Origin of the sequence: Azospirillum brasilense (genome assembly GCF_022023855.1) — a bacterium.
Lineage (GTDB): Bacteria > Pseudomonadota > Alphaproteobacteria > Azospirillales > Azospirillaceae > Azospirillum > Azospirillum brasilense_F.
The window spans coordinates 1,225,089-1,237,619 of record NZ_CP059450.1 but is presented as its reverse complement, the minus strand read 5'-3'; the positions used below and the strand labels follow the sequence as shown (position 1 = coordinate 1,237,619).

The window sequence follows — 12,531 nt, the reverse complement described above, 5'->3', positions numbered from 1 at the left end:
CCCCTCACTCGTCGGTGTGGTTCTTGGTGTTGCGGTGCGCCAGATAGGCGAGACCGGCGAACACCGTGGCGGGGGCGATCATGCCCGCGTAGAGCGTGTGCTGGATGCCTTCCGACAGGGTCGGATAGCCGTTCTCCGGCACGTTGGTGGGCAGGTTCAGCTTGTCGAACGGCACGGCAGACACCGCGAGGCACTGCGTGCCGCCCAGCTCCTTTTCGCCGTAGATGTGCGTCTGGTAAGCCGCCTCCACGAGCTTCTCATGGCCGGAGCGCGGACCGCCGACTTTGCCGGCGATGTCGCCGCGCGGGAAGTGCGCGTACTCGCCCACCTTCAGCGCGGTGCGGCGCTTGGCCTCCGCCTTGAGGTCCTCCGTGCGGCCGAACAGCGTCGCCCCGGTGGGGCAGACGTCGGCGCAGCCCGGAAGCTCGTTCTTGGCGAGCTGCTGCTTGCACAGCTGGCACTTTTTGATCTCGCCGAAGGCGTCGTTGTAGTCGTACTTCGGCACGCCGAACGGGCAGGACAGCACGCAGTAGCGGCAGCCGATGCAGGCGCTCGGGTCGTGGTTGACGATGCCGGTCTTCGCGTCCTTGGTCATCGCCGACACCGGGCAGACCGACACGCAGGACGGATCGGCGCAGTGCAGGCACTGCCGCTTGATGAAGGCGAAGCCGTTCTCCGCCGCATCCTTGGTGGCGCCGGTGCCGTGGCTGTAGGCCTTGATGACGTTCAGCGTCCTGGCCGACAGCTCCACCGGGCTGTCGTAGATCGGCTGGTCACCGCCCCCCGCGTTCCAGCCCTGCTGGGCCGGGCCGACGTCGGGCGGCATGTGGTTGACCTCCTTGCAGGCGGTCACGCAGGCCTTGCAGCCGATGCACAGCGTGCTGTCGTAGAGCAGCCCGACGGCGTCGGGCGGCAGCGGCTTGGGCGGACGGACCAGCGCGTTGGCCTCCGGCGGGGCGGCGACCACGGTGGTGCAGGCCGCTGCGGCGGCGGCCGCGCTGCCCTTGACCGCGTTCCGCAGGAAGCCGCGCCGCGAGACCGATGTCTTGTTCTTCGACATCATGTTTTTCGACATGGCGTCACCTCACTCGGCGGCGGTGGAGGAGGATTCGGTCTTCGCGTCCTGCTTGCCGAGCCGGCTGGAAATGACGGCGCCGGCGCCGACCGCCGCGCCGGCGATGCCGGCGACCACCGCCGCGGCCCCGGCGGAGATGCCCTCGCCCTTGTCCACGGCGACCGCCGGGTAGGTGTTGGGCGGCGCGACCGACTTCAGCGAGGCCAGTTCATGGATGCCCTTGGTGAAGCCGACGCCCTTTTCGGTGCAGCCGAAGCAGGGATGGCCGGTGCCGACCGGCCAAGTGCCCTGGCCGACGTCGTTGAAGCCGACGGACGGACAGTTCGCGTAGGTCTCCGGCCCCTTGCAGCCGAGCTTGTAGAGACAGTAGCCCTGGCGGTGGCCATAGTCGCCGAACTCCATCGCGAAGCGTCCGGCGTCGAAATGCGGGCGGCGCTCGCAGTTCTCGTGGATCAGGCGGCCGTAGGCGAACTTCGGGCGCATCTTGTCGTCCAGCTCCGGCAGCTTGCCGAAGGCGACGAAATGCAGGACCAGCGACAGGAAATTGTAGGGGTTCGGCGGGCAGCCGGGGACGGAGACGACCGGCTTGTCCTTGATGATCTCGTTCAGGCCGACGGCGCCCGTGGGATTGACGCCGGTCGACGGCCAGCCGCCCCAGGAGGAGCAGGAGCCCATGGAGATGACCGCGGCGGCGCCCTTGGCGCACTCCAGCACGGCGTCCTTGTAGGTCTTGCCGGCGACCTTGCAATAGACGCCCCCGTCCTTCGTCGGGATGGAGCCGTCGGTGACCATCAGGTACTTGCCCCAATTGTCCTTCATCGCCTGCTGCTTCCAGTTCTCGGCTTGGTGGCCGGAGCCGGTCATCAGCGTCTCGTTGTAGTCGAGCGAGATGGTGTCGAGGATCAGCGTCTCGAGCGACGGGTGATGGGTGCGCAGCAGCGATTCGGTGCAGCCGGTGCAGGCCTGGCCCGACAGCCAGATCACCGTCGGGCGCGGCGCGGCCACGGCGGCGTTGGCGATCTTCACGCCGAAGGCGGGGGACAGGCCCAGCGTGGCGGCCACGCCCGTGCAGTAGGTCAGGAACTCCCGGCGGGACAGGCCGGCCAGCGCACCCTCATACTCGTCGAGATCGCCGATGTGCTCGGCGTCGAGATCCACATGTCCGTCGGGCATGATTTCCCCCAAAGACCCTTTTGCATTGATCCGCTGGCCGCCCGGTTGCCGGACGCCGGATGCGCAGCACGCCACGGCGCGTCCTGGGGAACCCGAGGCGGGAAACCCACGGCGCGGCGTAATCCCTATCAATTGTAGGGGTATTTGGGCGCGAAACGCTCGCCGGCATTGCACCAGTTTCGATGCGGGCGCGGCATTGATCTACATCAAATGGGGTATGAGGCGGGTAAGCTTCGAACGCCCGCGGCGCATCAGTGGAAAGGATGCGTCGGGAAAAGCCTCCTCCCCGGCACAAAGTCCGGGGAGGAGGGGGAGAGGATCAGACCGCCTTCATTTGGCGGGTGAAGTCGTCCACGTCGCTCTGCAGGGTGCGCGCGTGGACCGACAGGCCCTTGGCGGCGCTCAGCAGGCCACCGGCGGCCTCGCCGGTGTGGTCGGCCGACTGCGACACGCCGGAGATGGTCGAGGAGACCTCCTGCGTGCCGATCGCGGCCTCCTGCACGTTGCGGGCGATTTCCTGGGTGGCGGAGCCCTGCTGCTCCACCGCGGCGGCGACGTTGGTGCTGATGTCGCTGATCCGCTCGATGGTGCCGACGATGCCGCTGATCGCGCCGACCGCCTGCTGGGTCTCGCTCTGGATGGCGACGATCTGGGCGGAGATCTCCTCGGTGGCGCGGGCGGTCTGGTTGGCGAGGCTCTTCACCTCCTGCGCCACCACGGCGAAGCCCTTGCCAGCCTCGCCGGCGCGGGCCGCCTCGATGGTCGCGTTCAGCGCCAGCAGGTTGGTCTGGCTGGCGATCTCGGTGATGAGGTTGACCACCGCGCCGATCTTCTCCGCCGCCTGGGCGAGCCCCTGGATCGTGCTGTTGGTGCGCTGGGCCTCCCGCTCCGCCTCGCTGGCGATGCGGGCGGCCTCGCCGAGGCGCTGGCTGATCGAGCCGATGGAGGTGGACAGCTCCTCGGTCGCCGCCGCCACGGTCTGGACGTTGCCGGTGGCCTGCTCCGCCGCGGCGGCGACGGTCGAGCTGCGGCGCGAGGCGTCGGCGGCGGAGTGGGTCAGCGATTCGGCGCTGCTGCGGATGCTGTCGGCCTCGCCGTTCAGGGTGCGGCACAGCCCCTCGATCTTCTGGGCGAAGCCCTGGGTCAGGGCCTCCAGCCGTTCCTGACGCTGGCGGCGCACGTCGATCTCGCGGCGCTCCTGCTCGGCCAAGTCATTGGCGCGCCGCAGCCCGTCGCGGAAGACCAGAACGGCCTCCGCCATGTCGCCGACCTCGTCGCCCTGGCCGGTGCCGGGCACCTCGGCCGTGGTGTTGCCGGCGGCGATGGTCTTCATCGCCGCGGTCATGCGGGCGATGGGGCGCGCGATCATGTCGCGGGCGACCAGGACGGCCAGCAGGACGCCGAAGAGCACGCCGCCGACACCGATGGCGAGCATCAGGGTGGTCCAGTGCTGGCGTGCCGACACCAATTCGTCGTGCAGGCGGTCGATCACGCCGTCCTGACTGGTGCTGAGCGTCTGGATCGCGCCGTTCAACGCTTGGCGGTTGCTGCGGTTGGCGTCGTTGTCGCCGTATGTGCGGGCTTCCGCGGACCCCTTCTCGCGGGCGAGGCGCACCAGTTCCGTACGGAAGCGGATGAACTCCTCGGCTTTCGCCGCCACCGGGGCCAGCGCGGCTTGCCCCTCCGCCGGGGTGAGGCGCTTCAGGGTGCCGAGCCGCTCGCCAAGGGTGTTCAGATTGTCCAGCAGGGGCTTGCCGAACTTGTCCACCTCGGCCCGGTCGCGGGCCATGTAGACGCCGCGCGAGTCCATGACGACGGCCAGGACGAGGCCGTTGAGCTGCTCGCCCAGCACTTGGCGGTCCGACGCCCGTTCGATGGCCTCGGACTTGCCGGCCAGATCCTGCATGGCGGCCAGCCCCATCAGGCCGGTCACCGCGGCCACCGCCGCCTGCAGCCCCACGAGAAGATAGACCTTCGGCCCGATCTTTAAATTCTTAAGCGCTTTCAACATGCTGGACGTCCCCATTGCGGCGGTCTTGTGCCGCCTCTGCGTCTGACGATAATGAGGCACCCATTGGTTTCCGAAGCGTTAAATCGTTCCATGACACGTTGCCGCGCCGCCTTTTGGCCAGAACTGGACGAAACGCATATTGTTTTTGGAGCGAACCGATTTTTTCAGGAATAGCCAAAGTCACGGCGTGTTTGTTTTCATGAGGGTGCAACGCGTCGGAGCGGGCGGGTGGATCATGAAGCCCATCGCAGCCATCATCGGAACGCTCACACAATTGTTCATTGCCGTTCTGCTTCTGGTGCTGACGGCTTGCGGAGACAATGGTCTGCCCGAGGCGGGCAACTACGGCGTCGGCTATGGCGGAAGCGGGCCGGTTTACACGCTGGGTGGCGGTCTCCCGGCCTACCGGCTGGAGCCGCGCACCTACTGGAACTACCCGGACTATCGTGGCACCGCACCGGTGATCGAACTGGCGAGTCGTCCGGGGGGCTGAGCGCGCAATCGACGTTATGGAATATCCGATTGAAGGGCGCCGTCCGGCCATTTACCTAAAGAAGACTTGGAATGGGTTGGACGAGGCGGAGCGATGGCGGTCACCCGGGACGAATTGAAGACGCGCATCGGCCAAGCCCTGGGCGAGACCAAGGCCGATCTGGTCATCAAGAACACCCGTTTCCTCAATGTCGTCACCGGCGAGACCGCAGCGGGCGACATCGCCATCTGTGGCGACCGGATCGTCGGCACCTATGAATCGTACGACGGGGCGGAGGAGATCGACGGGCGCGGGCTGACCGTCGTTCCGGGCTTCATCGACACCCACGTCCATTGCGAATCCACCTGCGTCACGCCGATGGAGTTCGACCGTTGCGTCCTGCCGCGCGGCACCACCACGGCCATCTGCGACCCGCACGAAATCTGCAACGTGCTGGGCGAGAAGGGGCTTCGCTACTTCCTGGACTGCGCCGAGGGAACGGTGCTGGACCTGCGGGTGCAACTCTCCTCCTGCGTGCCGGCGACGGAGCTGGAGACCTCCGGCGCGCGGCTGGAGGCGGCGGATCTGCTGCGCCACAAGGACCACCCGAAGGTGCTGGGGCTGGCGGAGTTCATGAACTTCCCCGGCGTCTTCCACAAGGTGGACGGGGTTCTCGACAAGCTGGCCGCCTTCGACGGCCTCCACATCGACGGCCACGCCCCGCTGCTCAGCGGGCGGGAGCTGAACGCGTATCTGTCCTGCGGCATCCGCAACTGCCATGAGACGACCAGCGCGCCGGAGGCGATGGAGAAGCTGCGCAAGGGCATGCAGGTGCTGATCCGCGACGGGTCGGTGTCGAAGGATGTGCACGCGCTGGCCCCGGTGATCCAGCCGGAAACATCGCCCTTCCTCGGATTCTGCACCGATGACCGCAACCCCCTCGACATCGCCGAGGAGGGGCACATGGACCATCTGATCCGCAGCGCGATCCGGCTGGGCGCCCCGCTGACCCATGTCTACCGCGCCGCCACATGGTCGGCGGCACGCGGCTTCGGCCTGTTCGACCGCGGCCTGATCGCGCCGGGGCAGCGCGCCGACCTCGTCCTGCTGGACGATCTGGAGGAATGCGCGGTCAACCGGGTCATCCGCAACGGGCGGGTGGTGACGCCGGAGACCTTCGCCGGGCGCCCGGCGGTCAGCCCGGTGGGTCTGCGCTCGGTCAAGCTTCAGCCGGTGACGGCGGAGGATTTCGTGGTGCCTGCCCGCGGCTCCGTCCAGTCGGTGATCGGGGTCCTGCCCGGCAAGATCATCACCGCCCATCTGCGGCTGGAGGTGCCGGCCAGAGACGGCAAGCTGGTGACGGATCCCGACCGCGACATCCTGAAGATCTGCGTCTTCGCCCGCCACGGCACCAACCAGAATGTCGGGCGCGGCTTCGCCAGCGGCTTCCACATCCGCGAGGGCGCGCTGGCTTCCTCGGTCGGGCACGACAGCCACAACATCTGCGTGGTCGGCGCGTCGGACGAGGACATGGCCATCGCCGTCAACCGCTTGATCGAATTGCAGGGCGGCTTCGTCGCGGTTCGCAATGGCAAGGTGGTGGGTGAACTGGCCCTGCCGTTGGCCGGGTTGATGAGCCTGGAGCCCTTCGAGACGGTGGAGCGCCATCTGCGCAGCCTGCGCGCGTCGGTGAAGGAGATGGGCTGCCCGCTGGCCGAGCCCTTCCTGCAACTGGCCTTCCTGCCGCTGCCGGTGATTCCGCACCTGAAGATTACCGACCGCGGGCTGGTGGATGTCGACACATTCGCGCTGGTAGAAGCGTGACCCCGGCAATTCCTGCCGGACGGGGTGCGGATCTTGCCGGCCCCTTCGGCGGGAGCCCCGGCTCAAACCTTTGAAAATCATGGAAAGCCTTTTGGCCCGCCGCCTGCAAGGGGCTGTCCGACAAACGCGAAGAATGCCGGTCGGAGGGGCGTGCCATGGTTGGAATGAGCGACATCAGCAGCTTGGCGCAGAGCCTTCAGACGTCCATCGACGCGGCGATGAAGCGCGTCCAGGAGCAGGCCAAGCAGGCGACCGACGCCAAGCCCAGCGGCAACGTCCAGGAGTATGAGCAGACCGTCCGCAAGTCTGCCCTGAACGCCGCGCCCTTCGCCACCAACGTTGGCACGCTGGTGAAGGACACCAGCCGCCTCAACGTGCTCAGCACGCTGGCCGCCAACGACCCGGCGGATTTCTACAAATTCAATTTGGCGACGCCCGGCGAGGTCGCCCTCGGCCGCGTCGGCGACACCGGCGTGCGCGTCCAGCTGATGGACAAGCAGGGCAAGATCATCGCCGACAGCAACAGCGAGGCCGGCGCCACCTACGACACTTACAAGAAGTTCGAGGCGGGCACCCTGTCGCTCGACCGCGGCGACTACACGCTGCGTGTCTCCCGCGACAAGGGCGTGGACGCCAAGGAGGAGAAGAACTACGGCCTCCAGCTGCGCATGGGCGACTACAGCAAGGACTACGACACCATCGCCAAGCAGCCGGCCAAGGGCGACAACCCGCTCCAGCAGACACCGCAGCTTCAGCGCCTGACCTCCCTGCTGACCGGTGGCACGACGACCAGTTCCGGGGCGCTGGGCATCCTCACCGGGGGAAGCAGCGGCTACAGCGGGCGCGGGTCTCTGCTGAACGGGCTTTTCTGAGGCGCGGCGGGGCGGCGGCGGCTACACTGCCGGTCCGCCGCTGCCGGAGACCACGCCGCCATGACCCCTGAAGAGCTGTTCCGCGCCCTCGCCGACTACGTCGCGGAGCATCAGGGAAAGGCCGGCCAGCAGGATTTCTTCCGCGCGATCCACCGGCAGGCCCTGAAGGGGATGGGTCTGGTCAACGACGCCGACATCCAGACCTCGGGCGAGGCCGGAGTCCTCCGCTACATCCAGGGCGAACTGAAGCGGCGCGGCGTCGCCGACGCCGAAGCCGTGATTTTCGACGTCGGTGCCAACGTCGGTGTCTACACGGCGGCGGCGCTCGACCGCTTTCCCGCCGCAACCGTCTGGTCCTTCGAACCGTCGCCGACGGCGTTCCGCGCGCTGCAGGAGACGGCCGCGCGTTATCCCGGCCGTTGCCGTCCCGTCAACCTCGGCCTGTCCGACCGGGCCGGCGCAGCCACTCTGCACAGCGACCGGCCCGGTTCGACCCTGGCCTCCCTCCACGATCGCGTGATCCGGGAATTTCAAGAGGGCGGGAGCGGGGAGGCCGTTCGTCTGGCGACTCTGGATGGGTTCTGCGCGGAGGCCGGCATCGACCGCGTCCATTTCCTCAAGATCGATGTGGAGGGCCACGAGATCGCCATCCTGGACGGGGGGCGCGGTCTGTTGGACCGGCGCGCCATCGATTTCATCCAGTTCGAGTTCGGCGGTTGCAACCTCGATTCCCGGACCTTCCTGCGCGATTTCTGGAGCCGGCTGGACGGCTTCGCCGTCTGTAAGATCGTCAAGGACGGGCTGTACCGGCTGTCCGGCTATTCCGAGTTCGACGAAATCTTTGCGTACCAGAACTTCCTGGCCATCCGCCAGTAGGGCCTCGGACTGCCGGGCTTCAGGCCGCGAGGCGCAGCGACGCGGCGCCGAGCACGATGACCACGCCGGAGGCCAGACGCACCGGACCGACCCGCTCCTTGAGCACCAGGGCGGCCAACGCCATGGCGAACAGGATCGAGGTTTCACGCAGCGCCGCCACCACGGCGACCGGCGCCAGGGTCATCGCCCAGAGCGCGAGCCCGTAGGAGGCGATGCTGGCCGCCCCTCCGCACAGCGCCACCATCCAGCGTCGGCGGGCGTGGCTCAGAAAACCCCTGGCGTCGCGCAGCAGCGCACCCCCGACCATGGGCACGCTCAACAGCAGGAAACACCACAGCGTGTAGCCGGCAGCCGAACCGGACAGCCGCACGCCGATGCCGTCCACCACCGTGTAGGCGGCGATCACCAGGGCGTTGGCTAGCGCGCAGGCGGTGCCCCGCCACGATCCCGACGAGCCCGATCCCCGCCCCAACAGGGTCAGCCCGAGGATGCCGCCGCAGACCAGCACCGTCCCCGCCCAGGCGCCGGCGGACAGACCTTCGCCCAGCAGCACGCCGCTGCACAGCGCCACGAGCAGCGGCGGCGTGCCGCGCATCAGGGGATAGGCGTGGCTCATCGCCCCCTCGCGATAGGCGGCGGCGAGGAGACGGAAATAGGCGACGTGCAGCACCGCTGTCACGCCGAGGTAGGGCGCGCTGGCGAGCGATGGCGCTGGGACGACGGGAAGCAGCAGCAGGGCGATGAAGGCGGACCCGGCGACCACCAGGACCGCGTCGGACGCGCTGCCGCCGCCGGCCTTCAGCGCGGTGTTCCAGCCGGCATGGAGAAGGGCGCCGGCCAGGACGGCAAGAAGGGCTTCGGTGGGCAAGGTGGGGGCCGTGGTTGAGAAGGGAACGAGGTGGATGGAAGGACGGCATGCGGCCCGCCGGATGGCAGGATACACGCACAGGTCCGCTGCCGGGCAGTTTGATTGTCCCGGCCCAATTGCCCAGTCCGATTGCCCGGCTGCGTTCTTTGCGTTAAGCGTTCGCCATGCCGACCGATAGCTTCCCGCCCCAGAGTCTCCCGTCCGCCGCGGCGTCAGCCCCGGCCGCCGTCCGCCGCGCCACCGCCATTGGCGGGCTGGCCATATTGATGTGGTCCACGCTGGCGCTGCTGACGGCGCTGTCGGGAACCATTCCGCCGTTCCAACTCGTCGCGATGTCCTTCGGCGTCGCCTTCATCATCGGGACGGCGGCGGGGGCCGCGCGTGGCAAGGACGTGATCGGCGTGCTGCGCCAGCCCTGGCGGGTTTGGCTGCTCGGCGTCGCCGGGCTGTTCGGCTATCATTTCTGCTATTTCCTGGCCTTCCGCCTCGCTCCCGGTGCGGCGGTCGAGGTCAATCTGCTGAATTATCTCTGGCCGCTGCTGATCGTCCTGTTCTCCGCGCTGCTGCCTGGGGAGCGGCTGAAGCGCGGCCATGTGCTGGGCGCGCTGTGCGGGCTGGCCGGGACGGTGCTGATCGTGACCGGCGGCGGGCGCGGCCTGTCGCTCGACGCCGGGGACACGCCGGGCTACCTGTCGGCCATGGCCGCGGCGGTGCTCTGGGCGTCCTATTCGGTGCTGTCGCGCCGTTTCGGCGACGTCCCGACTGAGGCGGTCGGCGGCTTCTGCCTCGCCACGGCGGTGCTGGCCGGGGTGTCGCACCTGCTGTTCGAAACCACCGTGGCGCCGTCGGGCGGCGAATGGCTGGCGGTGCTCGCCATGGGGATCGGGCCGGTCGGCGCGGCCTTCTTCGTGTGGGACCACGGGGTGAAGCGCGGCGACATCCGGGCGCTGGGCGTGCTGTCCTACGCCACGCCGCTGACCTCCACGCTGCTGCTGATCCTGTTCGGGCAGGCGGTGGGGGGCTGGACTGTCTGGGCGGCCTGCGCGCTCATCATGGGCGGCGCCGTGCTGGCCAGCCGCGACGTTCTGCGGGGGTGAGGCTTTACTTTACGGCGCGCGGTCGGCAGTCCTTGACCACTGCGTGTAAAGGGCGGCAATGTCGCCCGCGCAGAGCAGCGGCATGGCCTCGGCGATCTGTTCGATCGGCCAATCTCACCAAGCCATCTCCAGAAGTTGGGCGATGTCAGAGTCAGGGAACCGCTTGCGGATCGGCTTCGCCGGATTCCCGCCGACGACCGTGTAGGGCTCGACGTCTTTGGTGACGAGCGCCCGGCTGCCGATGATGGCGCCGTGACCGATTTTGACGCCCGCCATGATCATGGCCTCCGAGCCGATCCAGACATCGTTTCCGATAACCGTGTCTCCGGCGGGTGCGTATCCGTCGCGTGCTCCGGCAAAGGCGGCTTCTTCCTTCATGTAGAAGAAGGGGAAGGTCGAAACCTAATCGTTTCGATGTCCCTGGTTGCCCGCCATGATGAAGGAGGCACCCGAACCAATCGAGCAGAAGCTTCCGATGATCAGCTTGTCCACATCGGTTCGGTCGGGTATCAGAGGTTGTTGAGAAGAATAATAAGAAAATACAGCATCAATGCTGACTCGAAACGCGCGCCCCAAATGATCTGTTGATCAAGCATGCAGAGTCGGCGCCTTGGGAGGAGATCGCATGCCCCCGGACCGTTACCCGACAGACTTGACCGATGGCGAGTGGGCGGTCGTCTCGAAGCTCTTCACGAAGAGTGAGCATCGCGGAGCGCAGCGCAAACACGACCTGAGGCGCATCATAGACGGATGTTTGTATGTCCTGCGTGGCGGCATCGCTTGGCGCATGATGCCCCACGATCTGCCGCCTTGGACGGACGTGTACGATCACTTCCGCCGCTGGCGCAAAAGCGGGAAGTGGGAACAGGTCAATGCGGCGCTGCGCGAGCAGTATCGAACGCGGCGTGGCCGCAAAGCTCAACCCACGGCGGCGGCGATCGACAGTCAATCGGTGAAAACAACCGAATCCGGGGGAATATATTGGACCACGGGCAACTTCGCCTCCGTCAGCGTCAGGGCGCGTGCCGTATCGGCGACGACCCGGCTGGCGAAGACGACACGAGTCCGATTCGGGTTGGGGATGATCGTGATGGGATGCTCGGGGCCGGGAATTTTCACAGCGATACTCCTTGCTCACCGGTAGTCGCGCCGGTCATGGCGCGGCCGTCATGCCTTATACCAGCGACTCTTTATCCTGACCCATCAGGATCAAGAGCCTCGACGGCATGGGCCGGCCGCTTGTGACCGTGGTGTCGCTGATCGGCGGCCGGCGCTGTAGCCATGCTACTCTGGGCGGCGTGACGGAGCGTTGTCCTTGTTTCACATCCGTGCCACAGGTGGCTCCACCGATGAAAGATTGGATATCAATGAGCATGCAGCCGTGGGAAGGACGTGACCGGCTGGTCGCGATCGACATCGAGACGACCGGACGGCGCCTGCCGAGCCTCCAGGACATCAGTAAGGCGCCCAAGGGCCTGCGTCAGCCCGGCATCATCATCGAAATCGGGTGTCTTGAGATCATCCGTGAGGGCGATGGCTGGAGGAAAGCGCGCAGCTGGGAGGCGCGGGTCAACCCCGACGCCCCTCTCCATCCCGACGCCATCAAGGTGCACGGCATCAAGCCCGCCGACCTGAAGGTGGCGCCCCGCTTTCCCGAGGTGGCCGACGCGCTTCTCGCCTTTCTGGGCGAGGACCTTCTGGTGGCGCATGCCTATGAGAACGAGATGGACTTCCTGAACTACGAGTTCGCGCGCTGCGGACGCGCCGCATGGGGTGCCGACACGTTCTCGGCGGACCGGTTCATCTGTACCAAGGAGATGTCGCACGCGGTCTTCCCCGGTGCTTCCGGCTCGCTCGATGCGCTGTGTGATCGGCTGTGGCTCGACCGGAGTGATCGCTTCGCCCACCATGGCGCGCTGCTCGACGCAGACCTGACGGCTGAAGCCTTCGTCAAAATGGCGTTGGGAGATACCGGCCCGCGCGACGCCGTGTATGAGTGAGGCACGGCGCCGGGCATTCGGATATCGTGCCGCGCGCCCTGACGGGCGGAAGGCGTCAAGGTCGCGTATCGGGGCAGCTTGCGCTGAACGGTGCTGGCTGCTCATGGCGCAGAGTCGACAGTCCGGCGCCTGGCAAACCGATCTTGCGCTGTCGGGCAAGGTGTCGCCGAACTTTACGCGCTGACAGTTGGTCAGGTCACCCGCGAGGACGGGCAGGACCGGCTTGTGAAAGGACCTGCCCCCCACTTGGTCCTAATCGTGCC

The 12,531-nt window shown here is 67.2% G+C and carries 11 protein-coding genes and 2 pseudogenes; 7 read left to right on the top strand and 6 right to left on the bottom strand.

From position 1 onward, the window contains the following. Positions 1–4: 4 nt before the first annotated feature. The 3 genes from hybA to H1Q64_RS19080 form a co-directional block, all read right to left on the bottom strand. Positions 5–1,075, bottom strand: a complete 1,071-nt coding sequence (gene hybA / locus H1Q64_RS19090) for a hydrogenase 2 operon protein HybA (protein WP_237905163.1) — start codon at positions 1,073–1,075, stop codon at positions 5–7. A 9-nt stretch (positions 1,076–1,084) separates the two neighbouring features. Beyond that, positions 1,085–2,248: a hydrogenase small subunit gene (locus H1Q64_RS19085; protein ID WP_237905162.1), complete on the bottom strand. Its 1,164-nt coding sequence runs from the start codon at positions 2,246–2,248 to the stop codon at positions 1,085–1,087. Positions 2,249–2,567: 319 nt separating this feature from the next. After that, positions 2,568–4,259: a methyl-accepting chemotaxis protein gene (locus H1Q64_RS19080; RefSeq protein WP_237905161.1), complete on the bottom strand. Its 1,692-nt coding sequence runs from the start codon at positions 4,257–4,259 to the stop codon at positions 2,568–2,570. A gap of 235 nt (positions 4,260–4,494) precedes the next feature. On the opposite strand from H1Q64_RS19080, the gene H1Q64_RS19075 reads away from it, so the two are divergent. The 4 genes from H1Q64_RS19075 (at position 4,495) to H1Q64_RS19060 (ending at position 8,303) form a co-directional block, all read left to right on the top strand. Next, positions 4,495–4,752 (top strand): hypothetical protein, encoded by a 258-nt coding sequence (locus H1Q64_RS19075; RefSeq protein ID WP_237905160.1) that lies wholly within the window; start codon positions 4,495–4,497, stop codon positions 4,750–4,752. 93 nt (positions 4,753–4,845) lie between these two features. Further along, positions 4,846–6,555 (top strand): adenine deaminase, encoded by a 1,710-nt coding sequence (ade, locus tag H1Q64_RS19070; RefSeq protein ID WP_237905159.1) that lies wholly within the window; start codon positions 4,846–4,848, stop codon positions 6,553–6,555. A 164-nt stretch (positions 6,556–6,719) separates the two neighbouring features. Then, positions 6,720–7,427 (top strand): hypothetical protein, encoded by a 708-nt coding sequence (locus tag H1Q64_RS19065; protein ID WP_237905158.1) that lies wholly within the window; start codon positions 6,720–6,722, stop codon positions 7,425–7,427. 60 nt (positions 7,428–7,487) lie between these two features. Next, complete coding sequence (locus H1Q64_RS19060) at positions 7,488–8,303, top strand: FkbM family methyltransferase (protein ID WP_237905157.1); 816 nt, start codon at positions 7,488–7,490, stop codon at positions 8,301–8,303. Positions 8,304–8,322: 19 nt separating this feature from the next. On the opposite strand, the gene H1Q64_RS19055 is transcribed toward H1Q64_RS19060, so the two are convergent. Further along, positions 8,323–9,171, bottom strand: coding sequence for a DMT family transporter (locus tag H1Q64_RS19055; protein WP_237905156.1), 849 nt, complete (start codon positions 9,169–9,171; stop codon positions 8,323–8,325). Between the two features lie 164 nt (positions 9,172–9,335). On the opposite strand from H1Q64_RS19055, the gene H1Q64_RS19050 reads away from it, so the two are divergent. Further along, positions 9,336–10,268 (top strand): DMT family transporter, encoded by a 933-nt coding sequence (locus tag H1Q64_RS19050; protein WP_237905155.1) that lies wholly within the window; start codon positions 9,336–9,338, stop codon positions 10,266–10,268. Between the two features lie 9 nt (positions 10,269–10,277). Here the strand turns inward: H1Q64_RS19050 and H1Q64_RS19045 are convergent. Next, a pseudogene (locus H1Q64_RS19045) lies at positions 10,278–10,805 on the bottom strand (CatB-related O-acetyltransferase); the annotation flags it as partial. Positions 10,806–10,893: 88 nt separating this feature from the next. On the opposite strand from H1Q64_RS19045, the pseudogene H1Q64_RS19040 reads away from it, so the two are divergent. Then, positions 10,894–11,244 (top strand): annotated as a pseudogene (locus H1Q64_RS19040) (transposase); the annotation flags it as partial. Here H1Q64_RS19040 and H1Q64_RS19035 read toward each other — a convergent pair. Beyond that, positions 11,214–11,387, bottom strand: coding sequence for a DUF427 domain-containing protein (locus H1Q64_RS19035; protein WP_419468848.1), 174 nt, complete (start codon positions 11,385–11,387; stop codon positions 11,214–11,216). The pseudogene H1Q64_RS19040 and the gene H1Q64_RS19035 sit on opposite strands and share 31 nt — an antisense overlap. A gap of 248 nt (positions 11,388–11,635) precedes the next feature. Between H1Q64_RS19035 and H1Q64_RS19030 the strand changes: the two genes are divergently transcribed. Continuing rightward, positions 11,636–12,268: an exonuclease domain-containing protein gene (locus H1Q64_RS19030; RefSeq protein ID WP_237905154.1), complete on the top strand. Its 633-nt coding sequence runs from the start codon at positions 11,636–11,638 to the stop codon at positions 12,266–12,268. The last annotated feature ends 263 nt before the right edge of the window (positions 12,269–12,531 follow it).

Coding starts and splice junctions, on each gene's coding strand:
- hybA (WP_237905163.1), bottom strand. CDS start 1,075: ATGTCGAAAAACATGATGTCGAAGAACAAGACATCGGTCTCGCGGCGC.
- H1Q64_RS19085 (WP_237905162.1), bottom strand. CDS start 2,248: ATGCCCGACGGACATGTGGATCTCGACGCCGAGCACATCGGCGATCTC.
- H1Q64_RS19080 (WP_237905161.1), bottom strand. CDS start 4,259: ATGTTGAAAGCGCTTAAGAATTTAAAGATCGGGCCGAAGGTCTATCTT.
- H1Q64_RS19075 (WP_237905160.1), top strand. CDS start 4,495: ATGAAGCCCATCGCAGCCATCATCGGAACGCTCACACAATTGTTCATT.
- ade (WP_237905159.1), top strand. CDS start 4,846: ATGGCGGTCACCCGGGACGAATTGAAGACGCGCATCGGCCAAGCCCTG.
- H1Q64_RS19065 (WP_237905158.1), top strand. CDS start 6,720: ATGAGCGACATCAGCAGCTTGGCGCAGAGCCTTCAGACGTCCATCGAC.
- H1Q64_RS19060 (WP_237905157.1), top strand. CDS start 7,488: ATGACCCCTGAAGAGCTGTTCCGCGCCCTCGCCGACTACGTCGCGGAG.
- H1Q64_RS19050 (WP_237905155.1), top strand. CDS start 9,336: ATGCCGACCGATAGCTTCCCGCCCCAGAGTCTCCCGTCCGCCGCGGCG.
- H1Q64_RS19030 (WP_237905154.1), top strand. CDS start 11,636: ATGAGCATGCAGCCGTGGGAAGGACGTGACCGGCTGGTCGCGATCGAC.